The sequence below is a fragment of the Spirosoma radiotolerans genome, assembly GCF_000974425.1.
Lineage (GTDB): Bacteria > Bacteroidota > Bacteroidia > Cytophagales > Spirosomataceae > Spirosoma > Spirosoma radiotolerans.
Window position 1 is genome coordinate 5422409 of sequence record NZ_CP010429.1, and the last position, 23459, is coordinate 5445867.

Below are 23459 nucleotides of genomic sequence, written 5' to 3' on the forward strand. Positions count from 1 at the left end.
GTTGTTAAATAGTGGGTACAGTTCCACCGTCAATGACATATTCTGCCCCTGTGAGGTAACTTGCTCTTGGCGAAACCAAAAAGCCTACAAATTCTGCAACTTCTTCGGGTTCTGCCGGTCTGCCAAATGGTATTCCACCCAAGGCATCCATGACACTTTGTTGCGCTTCCTCTACAGTACTATTTGCGTTTCTTGCAATTTCGCCCAGCCAGGCTCCCGATGCTGTCGTATTGATCCATCCTGGCGAAACAGTCAACACCCGAACACCCTTAGGGGAAACTTCATTAGATAAACTTTTACTGTAGTTTCTCAATCCGGCTTTGGCCGCTGCATATGGCAACGTAGAATCGTAAAGCGGCAATAGGCCCTGGATCGAAGCAATGTGAATGATGACACCACTTTTTCGATCGATCATCTGTGGCAGAAATCCTCTGTCCAATCGGACAGGAGCCAGTAGATTAGCCTGTAGCGTCGATTCCCAATCGTCATCCGTTAAGGCGACAAAACCGCCAGCAGGCGTAGATGATCCACCGAGGTTGTTGACCAGGATGTCTAGCCTCCCATAGGTTGATAGCACCTCGCTGATTACTTTTTGTGATCCTTCTGCCTTACTTAAATCGGAGGGAATGAAATGGAACTTGCTGTTTTCTTTTTCCGGTGCGTTTCTGGCGGTAATAATAACCGTTGCATCCGCTTGTAAAAGCCTTTCTGCAATGGCTCTTCCGGCTCCTTTTGTCCCTCCTGTTACCAGGGCAATCTTGCCTGATAATTCATTATTGAAATTAAACTGGTCCATTTTATAGCCCTACTTTTGAGAATTAACTATAGGGCAAAAGTGGCGTATAAAAGAAGTTTGGACAAGTACGGTATTACGATTCATATAGGGATAAATTTATCCCCTATTGTCCCAACTGGGACATACGTATAATTTTGCAATATGTATGAAAGAAAAACAATACCGAACTTAAATTGTGGACTTGACCTGATCGGTGAAGTCCTTTACGGGAAATGGAAAATCCGTTTGCTGTGGTTTATCCATATCGGTCATAAACGCCCAAGCGAACTGCAACGCAAAATCCCCGATGCTTCCCGCCGGGTATTGACTATGCAGTTGAACGAATTAGAAGAACACGAACTGGTTACGAGAAAAATTTATCCCGTTTTACCGCCAAAAGTAGAATACAGCCTTACCGAATTTGGTAAGACGTTGATCCCAGTGATTACTGCATTAGGGCAATGGGGTGATGAACACGAAGACCGTTTGCGGGATGTGATTTTGAAACAAGCTGTAGGTTCTGATTTGGATGTACCCCTAATTAGTTAGTCTGTTTATCAACGGTAACATACCAAAGCACAAAAATTTAAGCTATATAGTCGTGTATTAATTGTTTCAAGAAACGCCCCATATACGAACATGAGGAGCCCATACGTCTCAGGTGGGAGCATTTTGTGAGAATTTTGGGGGCTTACTAATCTACTATCTAGTCCATTCAATTTTTAGCCTACTCGGTAAAGGCTACCCAAGAAATAGGGCTATCTTGGAACATGCCTTGATTGGATAAACCCAGACAAAGTATTAATTTGCTTCGATATAACGTATCCTTTTTGAGCACGCCTTGAACGCATCGATCGATACCAAATTGCGCTTAATTGGGCCGCTCGTATTGTTTGTATGTGGGACGCTCTTTTTTCGATTAAACACCGTACTTGATTTTAACTACGCCGATTTATACCGCTATGATCTGGTCGGCATAGTCGCGGGGTTTATTAACTGGCACATTGCTCGGTGGGTGCTCTTGAGGCTACAGGTTCGCTATCCCGGCATCGAGCGGACTCGACGTCGTTCGACTATTTACGGCTTGCTGTTGCCAATATTGATCGTCATCGGCACCCTTCTGCGGACTGAACCGCTCGGCTGGCTTGGCCTTGAATCCACTTCGAACGCCGGATTCGAATGGTTTGAGTTGGATTCAGCCGGAACTACATCGTTTCGGCAGTATGTATTGACGGCCGGAATTCAACTTTTCTATCATAGTATTTATTGGGGTATTTACGAAGGCATCTATCTGTTCCGGCAGTGGCAACAGCTTTATCAAGAAAAAGAACGCCTGATAAAGGCTGAATGGCAGGCTCGTTTTGATGCCTTGAAAAGCCAGGTCAACCCACATTTTCTGTTCAACGCCCTGAACGCCTTGTCCTCCCTGATCGACGAATCGCCTGCTCAGGCAGGGCAGTATGTAGACCAACTCGCCAAAGTATATCGGTATCTGCTTCAGGCCAACGAACGGGAGTTGACTAGTCTAAAAGCCGAGTTGACGTTTATTGAATCCTATGCCCATCTTCTGCGCACGCGCTATGGAGCTGGCTTTTCGCTCCAGGTTGAGGTACCTGCCCACGATCAAACGTATTTAGTACCACCGCTGACGCTTCAATTGCTGGTTGAAAATGCCGTAAAGCATAATGTGGTGCAGGTTAAGTACCCGCTACTGGTAGAAATTAAAACGACTCGGGCTGGCCAGTTGATGGTTCGTAACAATTTGCAACGTAAAAGTGGTCGAGTGCTCAGTCATGGTGTAGGTCTGAGTAGTATTGCGATCAAATTTCAAATGATGGAACAGCCTGACATTGCTATTCAGGAAGCAGACGGCTATTTTACAGTCTTGCTTCCCCTGGTTCAAGCCTAAACACTGCCACTCCGACCAACTGGATTCTGCTTGCTTACTTGTAAGATCACCATATACCCGAATCAGGTAAAGCCTTTATAGGCGAAACAATCATCGTATTCTACGGATAGTACCGCGGTAGCGGGCCACTTGACAGTTATTAAAACAAACCAGCCACCTAAGCGCCCGAATCATAACCACTCCCTCGTCTCAATTTGGAGCCTTTTTTGAGAATGGACATAACGTACAGAGAGCTGTCTGATGATGGCTACCCCGTTCCAATTTTACAGTATTTATTCCCTTCTACTTGGCTGGGTGATTGTTAGGCCGAGGCTCCCATAATTTGCTCCCGGTGCTGTGCGCCCCAGTTCTTCAACGCTTCAATCACACTCCCCAGGGTTTCCGCATAAGGCAGCGTGGTATAAGTGATCAGAACCGGGTAGCCATCGTCAACCGTCCGTTTAATCAAGCCATTTTCTTCCAAGTCTTTTAACTCCTTGGCCAGCACCTTCGTACTTAGGTCGGGAATACTGCGCTGGATTTCGCGAAACCGATGATTGCCTACCCCGATGGACACTAAGATTAACAGTTTCCACTTGCCGTTCACTACTTCTAACGCATCTCTAATGGGGATCAAAGCGGATAAACAATCTCTGTAATTAGGCATAGCTTTCTTAATTGATTACCAAAAGGTAACTGATTACCTATGGGTAACTGATAACTTTAGGTAATCAAATGTAGCTACTTTTGTTAAGAAACAAACGGACGCCCCCTACCAATTAGCACATGTAAGTAATGTTCAGTGCAATACAATTTCTAATTATCAATCCATCATGAATACCAAGCACGTACGACTCATCTATTGGACATCCACGCTATTGCTGGCCCTGGTTGGCTTAGCGGGTATCTTCAACATCCTGATGGTTGACCAGTTGGTGCAGGTCAACCGATCGCTGGGACTACCCGATTATTTCATGCCCTTTTTGGGTTTCGTCAAAGTGGTTGGCGCCATTACAATTTTGGTCCCTGCGCTTCGAGGCTTCCAACAAGCCGCCTATTTCGGATTTATCTTTCATGGGGGCAACTTACACCCTGATGGCTACCCATGGCGGCCCTGAAAAATGGGGTGTTACCCTATTGATTCTTGCCGCTGCAGGAGTTTCGTATTGGGCCTGGCAGCGACTGTTTCAGCCTAAAGCCACCCGCCAGATTTCGTAGTTCTCACGTCCAACAATCGTCTTTAGTTATGGCACAAACACTCGCCATTATCGGTGCTGGCCCTGGTGTCGGGTTGGCAATCGCTGAAAAATTTGGTTTGCAGGGCTACAACGTAGCCCTCTTATCCAGAAATACCCAGAAGCTTGCCCCGCTCCAAAGCAAGCTGCAAGCCAAGGGCATTGAGGCAGGCATTTTCCGAGTCGATATTTTGGACCGGGATAGCCTTACTCAGGCGCTCAATCAAGTAATCGATGCCTATGGCTCGATTGATGTACTGGAGTTCAGTCCTTCGCCTGCCTGGCAGACCCTGCGAACTCCGCGAAACATTGATGTGGAGAATGGACAATATCATTTAGATTTTCAGGTGCTCTCGGCCATCACGGCCGTTCAAACCGTGCTCCCGCAGATGGTCGAGCGTCAGGCAGGCAGTATCCTGTTCACTACGGCCTCAGCCGCGCAGCGTCCTAACGTGGCTACAGCTAGTTTTGGCGTGGCGGCTGGGGCCTTACTCAATTATGCGCGTTTACTTCACGAGGATCTCCGTCAGGACCATATTTACGTGGGTATCGTATCGATTGGGGCCATCGTGGTTGGTGAGGGCCTAGGCTCAAAAGGTGATTTCCCGGCTCATATGCCAACTATCCATGTTGACGAAGTGGCCCAAACGCATTGGAATCTTCACACGAAACGTGAGGTAGTTGAAATCATTATTGGTGCGAACTAGTTCACACATTCATGTTTAGGGAGCACCTTGAAAAGGACTATTTCGAGGTGCTCTTTTGCATTTAGACAAGCCGTGTGGTTCATAGACAATGCTTTCTTTGATGCTTAGCATTTCGCGAAACACTCGAAATACGGGTACGTCAATCTCTCTTCGTCTCAGTTGGGAGCGTATTCTGAGACAGTGATTTTTAATACCTGTCCAATACTATCAGTCGCATACGCCATAAAACTAGCCGATTTATTTTAGCCACTTTTGCAACGATTTGAACCGATTCCAGTCCCGGATAGCGCCATCCTGATCATTCAAATCATATTTGGCTAGAGCCCGAATCTGGTAAGCCAGTTGACAGGTAGGGTGGAACTGCAGGATTTTATTGCATTCGAATATAGCCAGCTCATAGTGTTTATTCAGACGTAATTCAGTAGCATGCTTTAAGCGCGTAGCTACTTCTTTAGCAAGGGCGGGGTCCAGTTCGGTTGGCTGGGGTTCTTCTTGTTGAAATAGCTTTTTCAGGAAATTCATCATGGGTAAGGTATTGATTAGCGGCTGGTGCCGTCAGTGCACATGTAGCGAATGATTTGGTTTTAAACGAAAAAAACAATCAGTTAACCGACTGGCTGCATAAGGGATGGAGATTAGTTAAATGGTTGCTTTGCCGTAGGTTTACGCGAGTGGCTAGTTAAAAAGAAGAGGGTAATGAGTTGACATCGGCATTAATCAGGGCTCGTGAGCTAGGGCGTTTAGTTGAGCGTTGTAAAGGGGAATTGGTTGGCGTGAGATTTATGGGATCACTGGTGTAGCCCATTGCACGGACAGCCAGATAAGCCAGCGGATGTACAGTACATAGCGAATCAAAATGCCCCATTTATCGCTGGGACAAGATTATGCGTTTCGCCAGCAAAGCAGTCGGAGATTTCACCCAAAAACTCGGAGAATTGTCCCAATCGGGGGTGAAAGCGATTATTTATTGTGCACATCCCGGTATTGACTGGGCGAGAGGCCAAATTCCTCGGCAAAGACCTGGCCGAAGTAACTGGGCTCCTAGGAGCCCACCGCATCGGCGAGTGGGACACTGCCCAAAGCTGGGTCGTGGCTGGTTAACTAGTCCAGTTAGCCTGATAGCTGCCAGGGCTGATCCGCGCCAGGCTGGGTAGGCTGATGAATGATGAGCGGAGGTTGGCTTATTTGTATTATTAAACGCCCGATTTGTACGACAATTGTCGTACAAATGCTTATTTGGTTCACTAAATTATAGCCCGGATTCTTCCACTAATTACCCTGTATGGCAACGCTAGATCCGGGTTACTTCGGCCGGGTCTTGGCCGAGGAGTCCGGGTCAATTTCGGGATTTAACCAAAAAATAGTCGCTTTCACGCCCGGTCGGGACAATTCTCCGAGTTTTTGGGTGAAATCTCCGACTGCTTTGCTGGCGTAAACCGTAATCTTGCCCCAGCGTTGAACAGAGCCTTTTGCGCTGCTACGCCCTGGTCAACAAAATCAATCAATATGCTTTCAGGACTACAACTTATCTCTGCTGCCTTCAACCCTCTATCAATCGGGTGGCTACTGTTTCTGCTGATGGGCGTAGCTCGCCTAACTCAGGCCCAGTGCCCGAAAGATAATCAAGAGGGTGGCTTGCAAGCGATGCAATCGTCGATTAAAGCCTGATTTATCACCGCGCGGGCGGCCCCGTCATCTTCATTTTGTGAAGTTCCTGCATATAGGCACAGGCAGAAGCTTTGATTAAGTAATTTTCCAATTATTCACATATAATCCTTTATTTCTATGATTCCTCAACGACCGAAAACTATCCAAAGGAGAAATGCTATCATTCAATCTCCTCCCAAAGACTCAGTTGAAAGGGCCTCAATGCCAGCCGTGAGTGGTAATCCACAGCAAATTGCTCAGGCGAGAGCTGCAGCGAGTGGTGGCCCACGGCGAGTAGCCCCAGCTAGACCCGTTGCTAGTGCGCCAGTGAGTCAGTCATCGCCATCACCACTATCAGAATATTTAAAAGCGAAGCTAAAAGGCACCAGAGAAAATATCTCAGCTATGCTTAAACGCTAAAATTGAATCAGTAGATTAGATAGAAAATTCAAAGCCTGGCACATACATCTATGCCTTTAGGGTCTACACTACACGTGTGATCCTAAAGGCATAGTTTTTATCAGTAATACAAGTTGCGAGATTAGTCTGGACGGACTTACCCCCAATTCAGATTAATCTCGCAACTTGTATTGTAATAGGTAAAGTAAACCTAAATTGTGGGCTAATTATAGGCAAACAAATGGCTACTTATAATCGGTTCGAGGAGCCAACTAACAACAGTACCGACTTTTGCAACAGCTACCTGAATTATGTTAAGTACTACAGAATGTATGACAAAAACAAGCCCTGTCTTACAGCTGTAAGACAAAAGTCGAGGCAAGTAAGTTGACTGTTTTATCCGCAATTATAAGAGGTAGTGTTTTAATAAATGCCCGTTTCTGCGAGACGTTGAACTATCGGTCTGTAATCGCTCCTAGCTTTGATCGATGGTCTTAAAAACCCATCTCACAAATCAACATACCTTTTTCAGCATTACAGATGAGTTTGTGCGACAGTTTTACAAACGTATGGTGTTGGTCATACGTTTGTAAAACTGTCGCGTTTTGCCTGTGTTCAGGCTATGAAACGAGGCACTGCCCCGCTCCCCGTAGCATGAGATCTATTGATCAACGTCAGGCCGTAAAGAATAACCATAACCGCCCGGCCAGCGCCACGATAAAGCAGCAAGGTTATCATTGGTCAACGATTGGCCGATAGCTGAATACAAATGGCTTTAAAACGCCAAGAGCTTGTTCGAAATGGCAAAATTACCCGTCTGTGAAACGTAGATGTTACTGGCCACTTTAGTTAGTTCATGGGTAAGTATACCAGAAATGTAGCGCCCTTACCCGGCTGGCTACGCGCCGTCAGGTAACCGCCATGATTGTCGACAACTTTCTTGCAAATAGCCAGCCCGATACCCGTACCAGCGTATTCACTACGGCCGTGCAGGCGTTGAAACAGATTAAAAATCCGATCGACGTATTTGTCGTCGAAGCCAATTCCATTATCAACCACACTCACCTCAAGATAGCTGGTCGATTTTCCGGCAATTGGTATAGGCAATTGATCGGCGGGAACCGTTCGGGTGTTGACCCGAACAATGGGTGAACGGTCGGATGGGGTAAACTTCAACGCGTTACTCAGCAGATTCTGAAACAGTTGCCTTAGCTGCAACGTGTTTCCCTGAATAACGGGCAAGGCATCAACCTGAATCTGCGCATTTCGATCCCGAATGGCCGTTTCCAGATCGCCCTGCACCTCGGCTACCAGGGCCGAAAGAGACACCACATGAAAGGAATGCTTTTCGGTATTAAGCCGCGAATACGCCAGAAGTCCCCGAATCAACTCCTGCATACGACCCGTAGCCATCTGCATTCGGCGAATGATATCCTGTGCGTTTGAATCGAGCGCCGGGCCATACTGTTCCGTCAGCATGCTGCTAAACGCCTGAATTTTACGCAGTGGTTCCTGCAAATCATGGCTGGCAACATAGGCGAACTGCGATAGTTCGGTATTGCTCCGGCTCAATTCGCCGATATCGTCGGCCAGTTGTTGCTGGCTAGTTTCCAACTGACTCTTGTTTTGCCGTAACTCTTCGTTATCCCGTAGTGTCTGTTCAATACCCTTCTGCACATCAATATCGGCCAGAAACCCGGTCCAGTGAATCACTTCCTGACTGGCATCCCGGAGTGGCGTAGCGGAAACCAGATGCCAGACATAACTCCCAGTTAGACGATTACGCAGGCGCCCTTCCCCTTTAAAGGGCAAACCAGCAGCAATACTATCCGCCCAAATCCGCGTTAGGTCGATGTAGTCTTCGTCGTGAAAATGACGAAGCCAGCTTTCTTCATTCAGTTCTTCCATCGATTTACCCAAGAAATTGGTAAATCCCTGGTTTACATACGTTAACCGCCCAGTTGACGTCATTGAAAAAATCAGCAACGGCAATGAATTGGTTACCTGTTTGTACTGCTGTTCACTCTGACCAAGCCGCTCAGCCAGTTCTTGGAGCTGGCTGTTTTTGCGTTTGATGTCATCGTAGGGAGAGGCAGGAGGCTCCCGTAGGAATGTTTTTTTCCACCCATGGATGCGGTCTGAATTAACCGATTTCGAATCCTGAACGGCGCAGTACAGCTGAATCTCGGTCCCCTTTCCATTTACCTGAATGCTAAGGTCATCGACCAGCCGTCGGGCGTGTGCCAGAGCTGCTTCAAAGGTCCCCGCTGAATACTCCCGACGGTCGTGTAAGTAAGCAAAAATGCGCCAGCCTTTTGTGTCGTTGCTCTTCACGCCCAACCGTAATGATGCCTGCTCGCCACTGATTACGGCCAGTCGGGCAACCTCCGAGACAGCCGTTGCAAAGGTTGTTTGAGCGGCTAATGAAAGCCCTGCCAACTCGGCTAGTTTCATGCTGCGCTTATGAACCAGAATCAGGTCCATTTCATTATCCAGCATTAATTTTGTCAACTCATGCATAACGTTAGTAAAGCTTACTCACCAACACCGACATGTCATCAGTATGGCGAGCACATTCTTTGTAAATCAGGGCCGCTAAAACAGACGGATCATAATTTACAATACCCGGATAACGCGCAGGATTCCACCGCGTGTATAACCCGTCAGAGGTCATCACCAGCAATTGATTTCGCTCATAAGGCATCTCCTGCACCAGGAGTCTTCCGGGGATATTGTGCCCCAGAATACCATTCTGAGACATGTATCCTTTCACACCCAATGAGCCGCTAAGCCTGGTCATGATATTACCAACTCCACAAAATTTCCACTTTCGACTAGTAAAATCAAACACAGCGCACGTTCCTACCAGGCCCCTGGTTCCCATAGAAGCCTCATGAATAGCCCCGACTAAGGTATTGGGACTAGGGTCCAGGTCCTGCCTCAGGGTTCGAATTGCCTGTTCAACGGCGCGCTGAGCCAACAAACCATGCCCTAAGCCATCCCCCAGAAATACCGTTAGCGATGAACTTGTCTGTTTACTGTAACAGGCATCCCCACAAACTGTTTCACCATCTTTTGGTACGCAGATACAGCGAACCTCCGCCCGAAGGGGCGGGTTAGCCGGCTGATGCGCTTTTTCATACATCCGGACCAGCACAACCGTTCCGCGCTCCGGTTGTGAATAGAGTTGAAACTCACTGGCCAGCCGCTTGATAGCACCCAACCCTTGCCCTAATGATCCGCCTGTAGATACGCCGTCAATCAGCATCCGGTTTGCCTCAAGCATGCCGGGGCCACTATCGACACTAATTAATTCAAGGCTGGCATTAATGGAATTGGGTATGGCCTTGACCAGCAATTCCCCGTTGGTAGCATATTTAACTAGATTGGAGAGCAGCTCGGCAAGGATAATATCGAGCTCTCCCATTTTTTTTTCGTTGAACCGAAGCCCGCTCGCCATTAACCGTACATCTCGTTTAATGGTTGCCCCGTAGCTACGATCAGGTATGATAAAAGAGCGGTGGGGCGTATTATCCATTCGTCCATTTAATAATTGTTACGGTTGTTCCCTGCCCAACCGTACTCTCAATAGAAAATTCACTCACCAGACGCCGGGCACCGGGTAGTCCTAAACCCATTCCCGAACCGGTGGAATATTCGTCCTGCATGGCTAGTTCTATGTCGGCAATGCCGGGACCTTTATCCGCAAAAATTAACCGTATGCCTGTTTGTTTATCCCGATGCATCAGGTCGATTGTTACATTGCCCCCATTCGCGTAATTAAGCATATTGCGGGCCAACTCGCTGGCAGCGGTGATTAACTTGGTTTGATTTAGTACCGACATACCTATCAGCACCGCCTGCATACGAACATAGGCCGTGAGATGGATTACATCCCGTTCAACTCCTATTGCCATTGTTTCGGTAGCCGTAACCTTAATCGTCGGATTCGGCATCGTCGGATAAGGTCTTACTCCGCAGAAGTTCCATACCTTTCTCCACGTTTAACGCTGTGTAAACGCCTTTTAACGGTAAACCAAGCTCTACTAAGGTGATCGCAACGGCAGGTTGCATGCCCACTACTACTGTTTCGGCATCCAGCACACGGGCCATGCTGGCAATGTTGCTCAGAATACGACCCATAAACGAATCGACAATAGACACAGCCGAAATATCAATCAGAACTCCACTGGCGTTGTTTTTTGTGATGGCTCCGATAATATTGGCTTCCAGGTCGAGCGCCAGCCGATCATAGAGATCAACCTGAATCGTTACCAGCAGAAACCGGCCCATTTTTAGAATAGGAATTCGTTCCATTGCTGATACGGATTAAAATAGGCTAGTTTCTTCAGATGATCTTGCGCCCGACGGTGCTTTTTTTACTTCCAGGCGCAACACTCGAAAAGCATATTTGAGCGCACTGGCCAGCGTAGCCTTGGTCACTACGTTCGACAGGTCGATACCCAAGTGCACGATTGTCTGGGCAATTTCGGGTCTGATGCCGCTAATGATACACTCAGCACCCATTAATCGGGTGGCATTGACGGTTTTTATCAAGTGCTGGGCCACCATCGAGTCGACCATGGGCACGCCCGAAATATCCAGAATAGCAATATCACTGCCGGTATTGACAATCTCCTGTAGGAGGTTTTCCATGACAAGCAGCGTGCGGGAACTATCCAGCGTACCAATAATGGGCATGGCCAGAATACCATCCCATACTTTCACGACGGGTGTTAATATACTGGCCATCTCATCGGTCTGGCGCAGAATGATATCCTCACGTCCCTGAATGAATGTTTCAAACGTGACAATACCGAGGCTGTCTAAAAACTTACTGATTTTCAGGCTTTCCAGGTAAAGGCGTTGCGAATCATTCGTTAGCTCCGCCTGTAACGTTTCCAGTAGAGCATCCTTTAAGCTAAAGATATATACGGCTGTCTCGCGGGGCGTATAGCCCTGCCGGGCCCGGGACATCGAGATTCCCGACAGCATGCTTATCAGTGGTTCGAGATCGGGCGCATCTATATTTGAAAGGTTAGCATCGGTCAGGACGGCGAAGAGGGTATTTAGAAGCTCACTTGACTGGTTCCGAAGCTCATCATTTGGCATTAAATCCTCTCGAAGACTATCATCGGCCAATTGAACGCGCATCCAGGTGGTTAAAACTTGTTTTTTCTTTTGCCGAAGCAGTTCGACGATCGAATCAGTCATGTTGACAAATTTTGCTGTTTAACAAATATACGCATTTACCCGGTAAGCTCCTTGATTAACAAGGCTGACATTCTACCAACAGCTACACGGGTCATGCGTAAGCGCGCAAATGGTCAGAACTGGGCTCATTCGTCGTTTTCTTAAGCCGCTGGATTGTGCCTACTTTGCCCCGTCAGCCTTGGCCCCAGCAACGGCCGTTTGCCCGATAAACGCACCCAGCTTTGCGCCCGCTTCGGTATCGAACCGAAAGCTCGTTCCACCATACAATTCCGCCATGGCCGCTTCAGCAGCCTGCGCAGCCAGGTTCGTCGACTCATCTGGAAACAGGTAAGCCAGCACGGTGGTAGCAGCCGCCGAAACCGCTGCCTGATCAGATACATAGCCGGGGCTGTTCGGAATGACGGTTGCCGTTTTAATGCTCGCATCAACCTGCGAAGGGCGTGGCGTAAAGTAGGTGTATTTTGTATACCAGGCCGCCGTTGTGGCATCCTGTATGGCCCGGTTCATGAGTGCGTACGTACGGGCGGTCCGAAGCTCATTCTGGCTGTTCTGCCGGGTGAGGTCTTCAACCAGAAAATTCCATTGACCCGATTGCGAGTAGGTATTGGTCCCGTTATCCCAGTAGTTAGCAATACGCCATTGATCGCGTGTGCGCATAGTGGCTATATCGCGCACTTCGCTGAGCGCTTTCTGAAAGTCAGCCGAACTGGTAGCGGGGGGCGCAGCCGGAATGGCCTGAAAAATAGCCGTCGAATCGAACCAGGTTTTCACCTTACCCGCCAGGGGCAGAACGGGCGAGCGGGCAGGCAACTCCAGACTACGCCACTTTTGATCGTAAGGAGCCGATGCGAGCTTTGCCTGCCAACTGTTCGTTGCGTCGATCGATGGACTGAAACGGTCCGTTTTGGCCCGATCAATGACTTTGGCGGTCACGGCAGCCGCCAGTTCTTCGCCAGCTTTTACATCGCTGGGCACGTTGGTTCCTGCCCAAACCCGGCTTTGCTTGTGCTCTGCCGCTTTGGCCTTCAGAAAAGCCACTTCACTCGGGAATAAATACGTCAGCACCTGACACGACGCTTCGGCAATGGCCGCGTCCTCCGACGGATACGAGGGCACATCCACCACCGGAATCCTCGTGATAACGCCCTGGCTTTCCAGAGAGGGTCGATTATACTGGTATTTGGCTCGCCAGGCAACAACCAGCGCGTCGTATTGCGCAACGCTCAACAGGGCATATACCCGAGCCGCATACGGCGACCCGGCATACTGGTTAGCTGCATCAGAGGTGACAACCTGCCCCGTTGCATTGTCATAACCGGGCGGGGTATTGTATTTGGCTACCAGTTGCCGGGCAATCTGATTCCAGCGCAAAACGCCCCCGGCTGCCCAGTAGTTGACCGCCGTATTCTGTTCCGGACCAGCGCTCAGCAGCCCGTTTTTCACATCGCTCAGCTCTTTCTGATACGCATCAGACGTAATGGCTGTAGGTTGGGGGACGGTAATGTCGGCGGCCGATTTCAACACAATCGTGCGCCACGTTCCGCCGTCGGCATCTGGGGAGCCCGGCGCGGTAAAGGGCAAAATACCTTCATCGATGGTTGGTTCTTTACAGCCCGTTACCCAGATCAGCAACGTACTCAGCAGTATAGACGAAAATATAAGTTTCATAGTTGTAGAACGTTCGTCTGGAGCTACACCCCAGGCCGGAAAACAGTCAAAAATTGCGGAAGCCTAATTGTTAGCGGTCCAGTGGCCAATAACAATGCCGCCATTGACCTGTGTTGTTTTGCCAATATTACGCCCATCCAGTGTAGCGCTGTAGCCTGCCAGTAGCCCAAATTGCTTGAGCAGGCGCACGTAGGCGGTTGCCCCTACCCTGGTGAAACCAACGGCATTCGTCGGAAAGGGAACACCAGGACCGATATCCGTACCCCGGTTGTGGGGCGTTTGCTGCTGCCCCCAAACATCGATGTTAAACACCTTCGATACGATTCCTCCGCGCACGATGATCTCGGTCACGTCGGGTACGTTGACGACGGAACCACTGTTTGGGTTAAGCTGACTAGGGTCGTAATAATTGACGGTATGATCGAGCGTTACCTGCCCATTTCGGATGTAACCGTACTGACCCGTTATAAAAAACGACCGCGCCTTAAAATGCAGCATGGTGCGCCCATCGAGATTACGTGACCCCCGGCCAATGGCAACCAGCGCATCGTTTACATAGTTTTCGACCGGCACCGAGTACCCTACGGCGAATAGCCAGGAGAGTTTGGTCTTGCCAAATTTGTAGTCGAAGGCTTCCCAGCGTAGCGTAGCGGAGGCATCCTGAAAGCCTTCCTGTTTGGGCGAATAGCCAGCACTGGCCTGTGTACGAACGTAAGGAACCGCCACGATCAGGTCGAGGTCGTAGCCGAGCCCATAGGTGCCAACGAGGGTGAGGGCCTGGGTGGTTACAGTGCCAAGGTTCGGATTTTTTGTTTCGGTTTTATTGACATAATACGTGTCGAAGGTCGACTGGGAACCGATTAGGGCTAGACTGGCCTTTCGTTGGCCACGCATAAATCCGTCTATTAACCCCTGCGCCTGGGTTTTCGAAGCGAGGTTCAGCAGTACCAGCACACTGGCAGTAACGGTTATTAATCGCATAAATCCATTTTAGGTTGAACAAAAGTAGTCGTTCAGGAGGAGCATATCCTATGAACGACCGTTTTCCTCGTTAGTGGTTAACCGAACGCCGGATTTCTTCGATTTTCTTGCCGAAGTAAAAAAAAGTACCCCAGCCATAGAATGACTGGGGACTATCAACCTAACCTATGATAAAAACGTAATTATTCGATTATAAGCCCGAGCCATCGGCTTTGCCTCGTGCTACGGCATAGGCGCCAATATTTTTCCCGCAGGCAAGTCCTGCCGAGCAGTCGAACCGGTAGTGAATCAAGCCGTACACACGCGAATCCGAAGCTTCCTGCGCTTTTGCCCAGAAATCGTCGGCCTGATCGGGGAAGATGCTGCCCAGTACGACGGCTGCTGCCGCCGAAAAGGTTGAGTGTCCTGATGTATAGGACGGAAAATTAGGCAGCCCCACCGATGTTTTCATACCAAACTGCTGAGGCCGGGGATAATAGTAAAACGACTTTGTATCCCAGCAGCAAACCCCCGCATCCATCAGCGCGGTGCTAACCAGCGCCAGCGTTCGGGCCATGCGTACCTCCGAGTATTTCGCATCATTCGCTGCATTGGCTGCGGTCCGCATCCAGTGACCGGGGGGCGTGTAGCTCCCGGCTCCATCAGCCCAGTAATTAGCAATGCGGGCTTGTTCGCGGGTTTGTCCTTTATTGATCGTTTTGAGTTCGTCCAGGGCCGCCGTGAACTCCGGGCTACCAATGGCCGGTGGTGGGCCAGGGCGAAGTTTAACTTTCGTAGCTGCATCGAAATTCCAGTTCTGTACAGCCCCATAATTGGGCAGCATCGGTGGGCGGGCGGGCGTTTCCTGACTCACCCACACCTCACTTAGCCCCCGTGCTTTGGCATCGGCGATCATACCCGCCGTAAGGGCCTGGTTGTTGGCCGCGCTCATGCCATCCGTTTTAGCACGGGCCATCACCTTGGCCGCTACCTGGTTTCCTAAATCGCCACCGGCATTCAGGTCACTCATGACATTCATACCAGCCCATAGGCGGCTGTTGCGGTGTTCGGCCAGTTTCGCATCCAGATACGGTACTTCGCCTGGAAACATGGCCTTTAATACCGTGTAAGACGCAGCAGCCACCACGGCATCTTCGGACGGGTACGCGGGTAGTGCAGAGGTAGGCAGAGCAACCCGAATGGTGGCATCTACTTTCGAAGGCGCCGACCGCTTGAAGGTGTATTTATAATTCCAGGCAGCCACCAGCGCATCATATTGGGCGACACTTAAATAAGCAAAAGCGCGGGCCGTATACGGCGGATTGGCAAACGGAAACCGAGGATCAGCGAGTGGATTGGCGGCATCGGGCACCGGGTATTTCCCGTCGGCTGTCGATGCGGGCGGCACGTTATAGCGGGCTGCCAGTTCCCGCGCAATTTCATTCCAGCGGTAAACCGCCCCGGTTCCCCAATACACGACGGCCTCCTGTTGTTCCTGCGTCAAACTGGCTGATTTCGATTTAAGATCTGCCACTTCGGCCAGATACGCGGCTGACGTTACCGATGCAGGCGTTGCCACCGTTACGTCGGTGGGTGCCGTGAGCACGTAGGTTTTCCAGGTACCTGCTTTATCATCTATGCTGGCCGGTGTGTAGCCAACTCGTTGCGGTTCGGAAATGCTTTTGTCGCAGGAAATAACAGCGGCTGACAACCCGATCAATACGCAGCTGATTGTGAGTAATTGACTATATTTTTTCATGAGGCTACGGTAACTTCCCTATTTTTTAAAATTGATTTGATACAACAGTCCCACCATGTAACTGGTGCTCTGGCCCACGTTCAGGCCGTCGACGACATACCCCACGCGGGCGTTAACTCCGATGCTATGCGGCTGCACTTTGGCATACCAGCCCACCGATGTGGCCTGCATGTTATTCGTTGGAAAAGGCATATCGTTCCGGCGAATATTGTCACCACTGAGACAGGCCGTACGCTCAGCCCAGAATTCCGTTTGCCAGCCCTTCCGCAATACCCCTAGCCGAACGGCCGCATCATACGTATTGGGAACCTGTACCTGGTTGGTGTTATACACCCGGTCGTCGGCCTGATACGCGTCCTGATCGATTTTCGTGTTACCCCGCCAGCCGTAACTGCCGTGGGCTGTCAGATAAAGACCGGTTTTAGGTTCCCGGTAGTTGGCCAGCAATCGACCCGTAAACGTGCGGCATTGCAGCCCAATCGACATGGGTAGAAAACTCGGTACGTAATTGCCCAGCGGAATCGAGCCACCGACGACTGCGTTGAGCGAAAATCCACCGACGCTTACAGCTTTTACTTTTAGCCAGGCCGATAAGTCCTGGATGCCATGCTGGCCCATGAGGTTACCTGCGCTCGTGCTCGTCCAGACATACGGTAGGCTCAGGATAACGTTGACGCGCTTGCTGATGCCGATAACGGGCATCAGCATAAAGCTTTGGGTAGTTTGCGTACCAATATTCAGGTTCTCCCGCTTGAGGCTATTTTCCCAATAATGATCCCATGAACTGTGCGTGTACATACCCGCCACGCAAACCTGGTTTTTATTCATGTAGATAGCATCCTGAGGCATCTGAGCTTTGGTGATAAACGGTGCCAGCAGAAAAGCGATGAGCAGGTAGTTGAGATGTGTTTTCATAGGTTTGTTTAGTTTCTGATACGATGGATGTTAAATAGTGAGGCCAACCGTCAATACGGCACTGCGGCCATCCGATGGCCAGACACCCGGCCCTGGATAAAATGTGGGGCGTTTGGTAAAATATTGCTGATTCAGGAGGTTGTTCACACTTCCGCGAATCGTCAGGCCACGTTTGCTATGCCAGGTCCCGTTCAAATCCCAGAGGCTATAGGCAGAGACCGGGCCAACGGCTCCATTAGCCGACGCAACGGGTGTGTTCAGTGCATCGGAAAACGTCTGGCTGACATAACTGTATTGCAATGTCAGGCTAGTGGTTCCGTAGCGGGCGGTCAGTCCGTTGCGGCTGGTCCATTCCGGAGCTGATTCCACCTGATTACCCACTACTGACCGATTTTCAGCGCCAGCTGATACCTGACCCTTCAGGTAACGCGCTTTGTTATAGGCCGTTGATGTAAATCCGCTAATCATAATTCGCTCCGTTCGCACAAGCTGGGTTTCTACGAGTGCCTCTACACCTGTGCTCCGACTGTCGCCAATGTTGGTTCGGAAAATGTAATTTGTTCCATCGGTGTTGGTTAACAGGACCGTGCCCAGCCGATTCCGGTAGAGCAAGTCGAACACCGTAACATTCAGATGCAAAGTCTGCCAGCGACCGTCAATCCCCATTTCGGCGTTGTAGCCGTAGGCATCTTTCAGGTTCTTGTCGATTCTCTCGTAGACGGACGCTGGAATGATGTCCTTAAAAACAACCGGACGATACGCCTGTGACCAGCCGCCATATACCTTAACAGACTCATTGACGCGGTACTCGCCATTGATGCCCAACAATAGGAAATGATGACTGATATCGGTCGGTAAGTTTTCCGGTGCGTAATAGGTAATCGTACCGCGCATCTCTGTCTTACCACTTTCGAGCCGCATACCTGGCGAAATCGTCAGCCGATCCGTCAGGTGAAACTGGTTTTCGGCAAAGGCTGCAACATTTCGGGTTCGGTAATGCAGATCGCGCCTAAACGGACTGGTCAGCGACAGATCAAAATCCGTATCGGTCGTACCCACGCCAAGCTGACGACGGTGCAGGTCATTGTTCATTAGTTGTACACCCACCGCCAGGACTGAGCCAACGTTACCCAGTTTATATTGATGCAGCAACCGCCATTCGGAGGTATAGCTGTTGAAGTTATCAATATCAACCTGCCGGGCTTTATATTGGCCCGTTGCCCGGCTGATGGTATCGGGAACGGTAGCGAAAGCATCCAGTTGAACGCTGTTACGAGCCCCCAAAACAGCCGATACCGTCCACAGAAGCCGAGTCCGATCCGACAGTTGCCAGTCTGTTTTCAGCGATGGGATATAGATGTCCGGGTTAAAATAATTCCGGCTCCGGGTCGACTGGCGCGGGTCCTGGGCAAACATCGCATCCGTCAATGGTCCCGGAATCTGGTAATTGTACGTTGACCGACCCAGTTCGGCCGTAAACCCCAACCGCTTAGTGGCCTGATACTGTAGGCGGCCAAACTGGGCATTGGCATCGGAGCGGCTATTTTCCCGGTACCCGTTCGAGTGGCGCCGATAGTAGTATGCATAATAGGTCCACTTGCCTACGCGACCACCCACAGCGTTGTAGGTGCTCAGCAACCCGTATGAACCAACGGAGTTTACGGTCTCGAAGCCAAACTGGCGTGTGGTATCGGCGCTCTTGGTTACGTAATTGAGCATACCGCCAAACTGAGCCCCATATTGTAGTGAGGCTGTACCACGGACCAACTCAATTCGGTTAATGCTTTCCATAGGGGGCGAGTAGTGACTGGCCGGATAGCCATACATATCCGAGTTGGTAATGATGCCATTCTGCCGGATATTATTCTCCCACGACCGGTGCGGATCGAGTCCCCGAGTGGCTATATTGATCTGATTCCCGGTGCCGTCCATGTCATAAACAAACACGCCAGGGATGCGCGCAAACAGCTGACGGGGGCTTTTATCTGCCACGTTGGCATCAATGTCGGCCAACCGGATGACTTCGTTGCGCTTTCCGCTCATTAGGTAAGTACCATGCACAGCAGGCAACGACTCAACTACCGTTGGGCGAAACCCTTTTACCGTTACCTGATTCAGTGTTCGGCTGGGTAACGAGTCCGTTAATGGCCCATATGCCAGGCGTTGGGTGAACGGCTGAGCTATTAGATTACCCGTCAGACAGACGGCTAAACTAAACAGCCAAAGCCGTATTCTTTCCCTATTTTTCATAAGCAGATTTTCGGGCAGAACAGAGAGACTGTTCAATTCAATGACTCTCCGTTCCACCCGCAACGTCAGGGAATTAAAACCAGCGCGATACATTAATTGAAACCAGGTAATCGGCGAAGGCCGCATCGCCATGTTTCAGGCCCAGCGGATCGAGTCGGTCGGCATAGCTGGTGATGCGGTTGCGGTAAACAGCCACCGGCACCGTGGCCGCGATGGACGTTTTATGACGCATGTACGACAGGCCCGGCTCGACCGACACGATATAACCAGGACGACGGAATCCACTACTACCGCCAAACGCATCAATGGCGGGCACGCCTTCTACGCGGCCACCCAACATAACGGCCAGACCCGGAATCGCTTTGATGGATTGGCTTAAGCCAAGGCGAGCGGCAAACTGATCGGCTACGGAGAAATTGCCCGTTACCAGATCAATCGTTGTGGCTTCCGGGTTGCGCACGGTGCTGTTGGTTTCGCGTGGGTTGAACAGATAAAAGCCGTTTGCGTAGGCGGTCAGCGTTTTAGTAAGCGACATATACCCCTGAAGCTCAACACTTACCCCCACGCCACCATCGCCCAATTGAATCGACTGATCAACAGGTTTGTTGATCGTATAATCTGTGCCTTCCTTGGTCAGTCGGTGGAAGTCGTCAGTTACGCCATAATTGCCCGTCGGCAGTTTTACACCCAGACCCACCGCTAAATTGGCTTTTGGTAACTTTACTGGGTTCACAAGCCAGTAGCTACCCGAAAGGCGCAAATCACCAATTCCCTGCGACTGGGTATCAAACCGTTTTTGTTGAGGATTCTGGGCAATGGTGTTGCCATAATGTTCATAAAGCGACGAACGGTCGTTATATTGAATGGGCAGATTGACCGAGAATGATAACCGCTGATTGACCAGGTAGGTAAGTCCCAGATCGATGGCATGCGACACGTTGATGACGTTGGTGCCTTGTTCAACGCGCTGTTTTTGCTCCTCGTCGCCAACAAAATGCTTGTAGGAGCGATAGAACCGGTAGCCCGCCGATACCTGCCAGTGACCATTCCGTTGTTTGAAGTAATCAGCCGAGCCCGCGGGAGCGGCACAACTCATGTGGCGAACGGCCACACAACCCTGCGCCAACGCAGACGCATTAAAAAGAACGATATAAGCGAACGCCAGAACGATTGTATAAATCGATTTCATGGATAACAAAGTCTGAATGAGAGAAAATGAATTGACGTATGATCCCTGTCGACAGGAGACAACGCAGCATCCAGCCAGTGCAGGGCACAAGCTGAGGCCGGACATGAACTCATTGACAGGAATAAATAGGCTCGCAATCGCGCCTGGAACTGGTCAGCTAGCGGTATGGCCGATGTTTCGCTGGTGCCCTCAGGGGCATCGAAACGCATCATTACAGCCTGCTCACGCCAGAAAGCGCAGCCAGAAACACGATCAGGAATTCACCTCAGACTTCGGGAGGGGGCGAATGAACGGGGAGGGCGCGGGCCGCTGTTACGAATAACAGATTCGGAATACGAATCGCTTCACGCCAGGTAGGAGAGCAAAAATTGAAAATGTCGCGCGGGTTGGGCGAATACTCTTTTAGTAAAAACTTAAGCAGCTTACTGGCTTTTTTGTGCGAATCCGACGCGCCGGAAACGTGGTCATTCATGAACGAGAGTAGATCACTCTGCCAGAACGAATGACTCTCGGCCTGCAAGCCGGTGATATGCAGGATATCCCCCTGAATTTCCAGGCTCACGACACTATAATACTGGCCATGATAGCTGAACCCGTCGGAGGTCGTGCGGGTAAGGGCATTGGCATCGGGTTTGTCTTTCAGCGGAATCTGAAACTCCACCATGCTATCGACCGAGCGGTATACCATAAGCCGTTCCGATAAGTCATGCTCTGCCTGCCACCACGTACCGACAAACACCAGCACATAAGCCAGTGTGTGGTAGAGGAACAGGCCAAAGAGACCAATGGAAACCGCTTTTTTCAAAACTATAGTGAGTTAAAGTTTTCTCAAAAATAATACAAAATTTTTTAACAAAAGACATACCAACCGGGTTTCCTGTAATTTTACTCAATTTTGAGGGGTAAAAAACCAGACGCCCACCTCCGATAAGTCAAACGAAGTGATCCAGGTAGCCTGCAACAGGTGTAAATAGCGATGGTCCTGCTGCGGGTTTCGGATTAAGTACTGGTACATGTAGCCCAATTCAATCTTGCCAAATCGACCGGTGTTGTAACCCATCCCTCCATACAGCCAGTTCTCCCCGTAAAAAGCATTCCTGGCACTGATAGGGCTGTTTTTTGCGCCCGACAGGCATAGAAAAGCTTCATTGGAGGCCGATGCGTAGAACCCCTTCGACTGACGTTTGGGATCATACAACGGCAGATTGACGCCCAGCTGATACCGAAACAAGGTAGCATAGGACCATTGGCTGGTTTTCATGTTGAGCGGGTATCGTTCTTCATACCGCAGCCGATGCGACACTTTCAACCGCCCCAGACTGGACACATCGTGTGTAACAGCAACTTGCGCCCAAAGCCTGTTTTCATTGACATGCAACCCAAACAGGTTGTGCTTCACATAGGCATAACCGACGCCAAGCTGCATGTTTGGCCGGATTCTGTACAGCAGACTCGGCTGTAGGTAATACTGAAGGGCAGTGGCCGGAAACTCCTTATTTTCAACGGTTTGGTGAAACGCGTCTATTGTCGATGACAGATATAGGTTGTACTGAAACTTCTTACTCAGATTCCCGGATTGAGAGAGGGCCGGAAAAAACCCATAAAATGTCCAGTCCTGTGCCAGGCTTATCGGACCATATATCAATAAACAAAAGAGATAAACGTAACGCATTGATCAATAGAACGGTGGGGAGAAAGTGCTTCTGGTCACCGTCAACCAAATAGTATGCCAATGCACGCCCTTTATAGACTTTTTCCGCCTGAATGCATCGTTAACCTACTTTATCCTTCTGTCTATCCGACAAGTACCACCAGAAATGAGATTGCCCGCTGCAATCAAAAGCTGTAGATTTGTGTTAGTAGACTACCGCATGATTTACGACAACCACAATCGCCCCATCACGTACGTCCGGCTGGCCGTAACGGACCGCTGCAATCTACGGTGCTTCTACTGCATGCCCGAAGAAGGCATTAAGTATTTACCGAAGCATCAGGTACTGACCTACGAAGAAATGGAGCGGCTGGTACGGGTGCTGGCTCAGTTAGGGGTTCAAAAAGTGCGGATTACAGGTGGAGAACCTTTCGTGCGAGCAGGTCTGATGGATTTCCTGCATCGGCTGGCTGAGATTGACGGCCTGAATGACATTTCCCTCACAACAAACGGTGTTTTAACCGCTCCGCACGTCGGGGCACTGGCTGCTCTGGGCGTTAAGTCGGTAAATTTAAGCCTGGACACACTCGATCGGGAGCGATTTCGCCAGATAACCCGGCGCGATGAGTTACCCGCCGTTTTGAAAACCCTCGATGCGCTCCTGGCAGCCGGTATTCATACGAAGATTAATGCGGTGGTCATGGACGGACAGAATACGCAGGATCTGGTTCCGCTGACGGACATGACCCGCACCATGCCCGTTGACGTCCGGTTTATTGAGGAAATGCCCTTCAATGGCGAAGGCAGCCATTACCCGGTGCTCCACTGGACGCACCGCCGAATTGTCGAAGAAATTCAGAGCCACTTTCCCGATCTACAGAAGTTACCAGACCCACCCTTTTCTACTTCAGCCAATTACCAGGTTCCAGGGCATCAGGGCACTATTGGCGTCATTGCGGCTTTCAGCCGGACTTTCTGCGGCACCTGTAACCGAATTCGTATGACGGCGCAGGGTACCTTAAAAACCTGCCTGTATGACAACGGAGTGCTGGATGTTCGGGCCTTGCTTCGGGGTGGCGCTTCGGACGACGAGCTAACGGTTGCCTTCCTGAAAGCCTTTTCGCACCGCCCGGCCAATGGCTTCGAAGCCGAACAGCAACGAGATACTGTTACGGAGTCGATGTCTACCATTGGCGGGTAAT

21 protein-coding genes are annotated in these 23459 nt (G+C 50.1%); 5 read left to right on the forward strand and 16 right to left on the reverse strand.

Translation table 11 applies throughout. From position 1 onward, the window contains the following. Positions 1-4: 4 nt before the first annotated feature. Positions 5-796: an SDR family oxidoreductase gene (locus SD10_RS22050; RefSeq protein WP_046576805.1), complete on the reverse strand. Its 792-nt coding sequence runs from the start codon at positions 794-796 to the stop codon at positions 5-7. Between the two features lie 141 nt (positions 797-937). On the opposite strand from SD10_RS22050, the gene SD10_RS22055 reads away from it, so the two are divergent. Further along, the gene (locus SD10_RS22055; protein ID WP_046576807.1) at positions 938-1324 is read left to right on the forward strand and encodes a winged helix-turn-helix transcriptional regulator; all 387 of its coding nucleotides are present in this window, start codon (positions 938-940) and stop codon (positions 1322-1324) included. Positions 1325-1616: 292 nt separating this feature from the next. Next, a complete protein-coding gene (locus SD10_RS22060) occupies positions 1617-2684 on the forward strand; it encodes a sensor histidine kinase (RefSeq protein ID WP_046576809.1) in 1068 nt (355 codons plus the stop codon). 301 nt (positions 2685-2985) lie between these two features. On the opposite strand, the gene SD10_RS22065 is transcribed toward SD10_RS22060, so the two are convergent. Further along, entirely contained in the window at positions 2986-3330 is a 345-nt protein-coding gene (locus tag SD10_RS22065) for a winged helix-turn-helix transcriptional regulator (RefSeq protein WP_046576811.1), read from the reverse strand. Positions 3331-3496: 166 nt separating this feature from the next. Between SD10_RS22065 and SD10_RS22070 the strand changes: the two genes are divergently transcribed. Continuing rightward, complete coding sequence (locus tag SD10_RS22070) at positions 3497-3781, forward strand: DoxX family protein (RefSeq protein ID WP_052731264.1); 285 nt, start codon at positions 3497-3499, stop codon at positions 3779-3781. A gap of 128 nt (positions 3782-3909) precedes the next feature. Continuing rightward, complete coding sequence (locus tag SD10_RS22075) at positions 3910-4605, forward strand: SDR family NAD(P)-dependent oxidoreductase (protein WP_046576813.1); 696 nt, start codon at positions 3910-3912, stop codon at positions 4603-4605. A 237-nt stretch (positions 4606-4842) separates the two neighbouring features. Here SD10_RS22075 and SD10_RS22080 read toward each other — a convergent pair whose 3' ends face one another. The 14 genes from SD10_RS22080 to SD10_RS22145 all read right to left on the reverse strand — a co-directional run bounded on the left by SD10_RS22080 (position 4843) and on the right by SD10_RS22145 (position 22278). After that, positions 4843-5130: a tetratricopeptide repeat protein gene (locus SD10_RS22080; protein WP_046576815.1), complete on the reverse strand. Its 288-nt coding sequence runs from the start codon at positions 5128-5130 to the stop codon at positions 4843-4845. Between the two features lie 2370 nt (positions 5131-7500). Further along, complete coding sequence (locus SD10_RS22085) at positions 7501-9171, reverse strand: ATP-binding protein (RefSeq protein ID WP_046576817.1); 1671 nt, start codon at positions 9169-9171, stop codon at positions 7501-7503. Positions 9172-9175: 4 nt separating this feature from the next. Continuing rightward, complete coding sequence (locus SD10_RS22090; protein WP_046576819.1) at positions 9176-10189, reverse strand: ATP-binding protein; 1014 nt, start codon at positions 10187-10189, stop codon at positions 9176-9178. Beyond that, positions 10182-10607: an anti-sigma regulatory factor gene (locus tag SD10_RS22095; protein WP_046576821.1), complete on the reverse strand. Its 426-nt coding sequence runs from the start codon at positions 10605-10607 to the stop codon at positions 10182-10184. The genes SD10_RS22090 and SD10_RS22095 overlap by 8 nt, the downstream gene beginning before the upstream one ends. Continuing rightward, a complete protein-coding gene (locus tag SD10_RS22100; protein ID WP_046576822.1) occupies positions 10588-10968 on the reverse strand; it encodes an STAS domain-containing protein in 381 nt (126 codons plus the stop codon). The genes SD10_RS22095 and SD10_RS22100 overlap by 20 nt, the downstream gene beginning before the upstream one ends. Positions 10969-10980: 12 nt before the next feature. Continuing rightward, positions 10981-11865 carry an STAS domain-containing protein gene (locus SD10_RS22105; RefSeq protein ID WP_046576823.1) on the reverse strand — a complete coding sequence of 295 codons (885 nt, stop codon included), beginning with the start codon at positions 11863-11865 and terminating at the stop codon, positions 10981-10983. A 159-nt stretch (positions 11866-12024) separates the two neighbouring features. After that, the gene (locus SD10_RS22110; RefSeq protein WP_046576825.1) at positions 12025-13533 is read right to left on the reverse strand and encodes a phosphatase PAP2 family protein; all 1509 of its coding nucleotides are present in this window, start codon (positions 13531-13533) and stop codon (positions 12025-12027) included. A gap of 63 nt (positions 13534-13596) precedes the next feature. After that, positions 13597-14514, reverse strand: coding sequence for a hypothetical protein (locus SD10_RS22115; RefSeq protein WP_046576828.1), 918 nt, complete (start codon positions 14512-14514; stop codon positions 13597-13599). Positions 14515-14704: 190 nt separating this feature from the next. Then, positions 14705-16252, reverse strand: coding sequence for a phosphatase PAP2 family protein (locus tag SD10_RS22120; RefSeq protein WP_046576830.1), 1548 nt, complete (start codon positions 16250-16252; stop codon positions 14705-14707). An 18-nt stretch (positions 16253-16270) separates the two neighbouring features. Next, a complete protein-coding gene (locus tag SD10_RS22125) occupies positions 16271-17167 on the reverse strand; it encodes a hypothetical protein (protein ID WP_046576831.1) in 897 nt (298 codons plus the stop codon). Between the two features lie 30 nt (positions 17168-17197). Further along, complete coding sequence (locus tag SD10_RS22130; RefSeq protein ID WP_046579975.1) at positions 17198-19417, reverse strand: TonB-dependent receptor family protein; 2220 nt, start codon at positions 19415-19417, stop codon at positions 17198-17200. Between the two features lie 73 nt (positions 19418-19490). Next, positions 19491-20606, reverse strand: a complete 1116-nt coding sequence (locus SD10_RS22135; RefSeq protein ID WP_046576832.1) for a hypothetical protein — start codon at positions 20604-20606, stop codon at positions 19491-19493. A gap of 265 nt (positions 20607-20871) precedes the next feature. Next, entirely contained in the window at positions 20872-21411 is a 540-nt protein-coding gene (locus SD10_RS22140; protein WP_046576833.1) for a hypothetical protein, read from the reverse strand. An 84-nt stretch (positions 21412-21495) separates the two neighbouring features. Continuing rightward, positions 21496-22278, reverse strand: coding sequence for a DUF2490 domain-containing protein (locus SD10_RS22145; RefSeq protein ID WP_046576834.1), 783 nt, complete (start codon positions 22276-22278; stop codon positions 21496-21498). 199 nt (positions 22279-22477) lie between these two features. On the opposite strand from SD10_RS22145, the gene moaA reads away from it, so the two are divergent. After that, positions 22478-23458 (forward strand): GTP 3',8-cyclase MoaA, encoded by a 981-nt coding sequence (gene moaA, locus SD10_RS22150; protein WP_046576837.1) that lies wholly within the window; start codon positions 22478-22480, stop codon positions 23456-23458. Position 23459 lies beyond the last annotated feature (1 nt).